The organism is Candidatus Endomicrobiellum pyrsonymphae (genome assembly GCF_020328025.1).
Lineage (GTDB): Bacteria > Elusimicrobiota > Endomicrobiia > Endomicrobiales > Endomicrobiaceae > Endomicrobiellum > Endomicrobiellum pyrsonymphae.
The window spans coordinates 1-4,619 of the sequence record NZ_JAIXMZ010000087.1 but is presented as its reverse complement, the minus strand read 5'-3'; the positions used below and the strand labels follow the sequence as shown (position 1 = coordinate 4,619).

The 4,619-nt window shown below is 34.8% G+C and carries 2 protein-coding genes and 1 pseudogene; all 3 read left to right on the top strand.

The genetic code is table 11. The features are described 5' to 3' along the window. Positions 1–161: 161 nt before the first annotated feature. A pseudogene (locus tag LE180_RS06315) lies at positions 162–650 on the top strand (acetyl-CoA carboxylase carboxyltransferase subunit beta); the annotation flags it as partial. Next, on the top strand, positions 637–1,893 hold the full coding sequence (locus LE180_RS06310; RefSeq protein WP_374134607.1) for a folylpolyglutamate synthase/dihydrofolate synthase family protein: 1,257 nt from the start codon (positions 637–639) through the stop codon (positions 1,891–1,893). The pseudogene LE180_RS06315 and the gene LE180_RS06310, both read left to right, overlap by 14 nt. A 240-nt stretch (positions 1,894–2,133) precedes the next feature. Continuing rightward, a complete protein-coding gene (locus tag LE180_RS06305; protein ID WP_374134606.1) occupies positions 2,134–4,242 on the top strand; it encodes a hypothetical protein in 2,109 nt (702 codons plus the stop codon). Positions 4,243–4,619 lie beyond the last annotated feature (377 nt).

Here is a 4,619-nt window from a genome sequence, read left to right as displayed (position 1 = left end):
GTCATATTTTTATATTCTTTTAGGCTTTCAATCAAAAAATATCATAGAGAAAAATTTTAAAAATTTGGCAAGTACATCACTCATATATTTTCTTTCGACAACAATATCAACCATACAATGTTTTTTCAAAAATTCTGCAAGTTGAAATCCTTCAGGAAGCTGTTGCCGCTATGGATTTTTCGTTTATGGGCGGAAGTATGGGATCTGTAGTTGGCGAGAAAATAGTGCGGGCTGTGGAAAGAGCTTTGAAGAAAAAATGCTCTGTAATTATCATTTCTGCTTCTGGAGGAGCGAGAATGCAGGAGGGCATAGTGTCTCTTATGCAGATGGGCAAGACTAGCGCAGCTCTTGCAAAGCTTGCTGATAACGGACTTGCATATATTTCTGTTTTGACGGATCCCACAACGGGCGGCGTTGCTGCAAGTTATGCAATGCTTGGCGATGTAAATATAGTAGAACCTAAAGCTTTAATAGGTTTTGCGGGTCCTAGAGTCATTGAAGAAACAATCAGGCAGCAGCTTCCTGAAGGATTTCAACTTGCAGAATTTTTGAAAAAACATGGTATGGTTGATATTGTTGTCGAAAGAAAATATATGAGTGATGTACTTGCCAAATTTTTAAAATTTTTCTCTAAAAATGATATTTTTTGAAAGCCTAAAAGAATATAAAAATATGACTCCAGGTCTTTCAAGAATAAAGAAATTTTTTGAAGGCATGGGAAACCCGCATGATACAATAAAAGTGATACATATAGCGGGTACTAACGGGAAGGGATCAACAGCAGCTTTCATATCTGAAATTTTAAAAGCAGGCGGATATAAAACTGCGTTATATACTTCTCCTCATTTGATTGATGTTAAAGAAAGAATTAAAATTAGCGGTGAGAACATACCCTCTAGAGTTTTTTATAATTTGTCGCATAAGTATTTAGATAAAGCTGTAAAATGTGGACTTTCTTGTTTCGAATATTTAACAGCGATAGCTTTTATATATTTTGTAGAGCAGAAAGTTGATGTTGCCGTAATCGAGACGGGTCTTGGTGGGCGGTTTGACGCAACTAATATTATAAAAAATCCACTAGTTTGTGTTATAACTTCTGTCGCAAAAGAACATCAAGAAATATTAGGCAATACAATTGAGAGAATAGCCTTTGAAAAAGTGGGAATAATCAAAAAAAGTGCTTATGTTGTTTGTGGAGGATTGCCAAAAGCAGCCATTGCTGTTGTGAAAAATAAAGTAAAAACTTCGTATTTGTATGGAAAGGATTTTAAAGCTTTGATTAATAAATCGTCTATACTTGGACAAAATTTTGATTACACAAGCGAAAATATAAAATTAAAAAATATAGAAATAAATCTTTTAGGCGAACATCAGGTCGCGAATGCGTCTGTTGCCGTTTGCGTTGTGGATCTTCTAAGCAAAAAAGAGTATGCTTTAGATGAAACCAATATAAGGATGGGATTAAGAAATACTGTTTGGTCGGGACGTTTCGATGTTAGAAAAGTTAATTTTGGCGATGAAAGTTTTGAAATTATTATAGATGGCGCGCACAATGTTCAAGGTTTTAATGCGTTTCTTAAAACGTTTAAACAGTTAGGCTTTTCAAAGAAGAAAAGGACTTTTATTTTTGCTGTAATGAAAGAAAAAAAATATAAAGTTATAGTAGAAAAAATATCCCCTTTTGCTAAAAAAATAATATTGCCAAAAATACATAATGATAGAGCTGCGAGTCCCGATGTTTTAAAAACAGAGTTTTCAAAGTATATTATTAAAAATAAAATTTACTCTGTGGATTCAGTAAAAAGCGCGTTAAGTATGATAAATACCGGAGAAACAGCGATAGTAATAGGTTCTCTTTATCTTGCGGGGGAAGTTTTAACGATTATACAGTAAGCCATAATAGCATACCGTATATTATTGATACATATCAATATATAGTCGTTTGGCTATAGTAAAAACCAAGGAGTTTGAAAATGTCTAAGGATTTATATTTAGGTGTTGTGTGATATGGGTGGCACGTACATAAGGGTTGCTGTTGAGATAGGAGCATTTAAAACGGATGTAAAGCTTGTAAGATTAAATAATATAACTTGGAGTTGTTGGAGCAGCTATGCTGCCTAAACAATAGTATCAATGAGGAAATCAATAGAAATTTTTATTATTTTTATACTTGCGTTTTTTATAACATCAAACGTATTTGCTGGTGAGATGGATATTGCCGCGGATAGTTTAGAGTATGTTGAAAATTGCGGAAGAATTAATGCAAAAGGTAATGTTGTCTTAAATTGGGAAGATAAAAAAGTATATGCCGATTACGTTGAGTTGGCTAGCGATAAAAAAATTATGACCGCATGCGGTAATGTCAAAGTTGAAGAAAACGGCAGTACAGTGTACGCAGATAGCGTTTCGTATAATTATGATGATGAAACGGGCGATATAAAAGAAACTTTTACGCGTTCTTCTGCGGTGTTTATGCGCGCAAAATCTATGAAAAGGCAAGGCAAGGATACATTTGAGATGAAAAATGTCAAATTTTCGACATGCGACTGTGATGATCCTCACACTTGCTTCAGATCAAAATACGGCAAACTTGTACTAAACAAAAGAGTTACTATTTATAACGCTGTTCTATATGCTGGCAAAATTCCGATATTTTATCTTCCTGTTGTTACAAAGTCACTTGAGCCAGACAAGGGATTTGGCTTAAATTTAGAACTTAAAGTTGAACCGGGCTACACATGGTCCGGAGGACTGTCTTTAAAAAACATTGTTTTGTTTTCTTTTGGCAAGACTATTGACGGTGATATCAAGTATGATTATTTAGGCAAACGAGGTGAGGGATATGGTGGAAAAATTAGGGTATCAACAAATAAAATCAGAGCAGGCGTTTATGGATATTGGAATGATGACTTGGTAGCCAAAAAAAAGAAATGGACATTAATACCAATGTGTGTCTATAAATTGAATGATTTGTGGACTATAAGGGCATTCGGAGATTTTCAGGATGTTAATGGTTTGCATGACTATCCTTCTGGTGATGGACTCAGACCTTTGTCTCTTAATTCTAAGACCAAGCATTCAGGGTGTAGTGGATCTGTAGTAATGCAGGGAAGCAGAGCAAATTTAACGATATTCTCAGAACATATCTCAAATAATGACAAGAGGTATGGTGGTCATAGAACAGTATACGAAGAGCTTCCATGTATTCGATGGAATCTTTGGCCAAGAAAAACTTTTATGGACATATATCATCATCCGCGTTTTGAATTCCGTAATCATTATGCGCAACATAGTAGCGAGAATTATTTTTACAGGAGGACAGTCAAACTCGGTTATGTTTTAACTAAAAGTTATATATTACGCAAAGGACTTACGCTAAACCCAACTTTAGTCGTGACTGAAAACTGGTATGATTGGGATAAGAATCATAAAAATAAAAAAAAGTTTTTTACGCAATACCATGGCGCGTTAAATTTAAGATTTAGAGCTACTAATTGGATGTATTGGAATGTCAATTATGCGTATCAGAGAAGAACTAAGCCCAATTGTTTATTGAATATTGATTATCCTGCAGACGATTATGGCATAGAATCTAACGATGTCACTTTAAGAAATATTATGTATCTTAGAGAAAATATCACAGTCGAAAATAAAATCAAATATAGTATGTTGCGTAGTAGATCAAAACCGAACCCACAGTACTTGCCTCTTACCACGGAATTGACATGGATCCCTAAGGATTTTATCACAGTGATGGCAAAAGAATCGCAACTTATGAGACCGTTTAAATTGGGTTCTTTTCTTTTGGATTTAAAAGTTGGAGAGCTAAAAAAGGCGTTTGTCAACTTCACAATTATTTATCAAAATTATGATGATGATACTGGTAAGACTTACAAAAATGATGAGATAAAAAATGTTTTTGGTTTTGGCGTTTGGCTTACTCCAAAGTGGAGGTTGGATTATAACATAAGAACTATATTGCCAGTAAATTTTTCTGGTATACGCTTGAATGATCATGAGATTAGACTTTATAGAGATTCGCATTGTTGGCATCTTGGCATAGCATGGAAAATTATAAATTCCGCAAAACCAGATCAAGACATTTCCTTTAAATTTGGGTTGAAAACAAACATGCCGTTTAGTGGCAAATCTCAAGATAATTTTGGTTACGATGATCCGTCATACGGTGATCCGTCAATATTCTATCCTTGGGAAGATAAAGATCCTATAGGAACTCTATAGTCAAATCGCTTTAAGTTGCGCCAGCGACGTCCTTGCGAGGAATTGTTCCTTAAAAAACAAGTATAATAAAGTGTATAAGGGTGTTGGAAGATCGAGCGAGGAAGGGGCAAAGAGCCCGTTTTTATCAGGATCTCCAACACCACGAGGGTAAAAGCTTGATGAGGTTGCTGATGCGCAAACTTTAGTTTGCAGCATGTGAACAATTGAAAGCAAGAAGCTAATACCAAATTAAAAGGAGGCACAAAATGCCAAAAGTCTTATACACTGAATTTGTAGGCATAGATGTATCAAAAAACAAATTGGACGTTTATGAAACAAAAAACAATCAGCATTACACAGTAGCTAATGACAAAGAAGGTATTGGTTCTTTGTTTGTT

Excerpts from the sequence above, each read along its gene's own strand:
- LE180_RS06310 (WP_374134607.1), top strand. The coding sequence starts at position 637 with ATGATATTTTTTGAAAGCCTAAAAGAATATAAAAATATGACTCCAGGT.
- LE180_RS06305 (WP_374134606.1), top strand. The coding sequence starts at position 2,134 with ATGAGGAAATCAATAGAAATTTTTATTATTTTTATACTTGCGTTTTTT.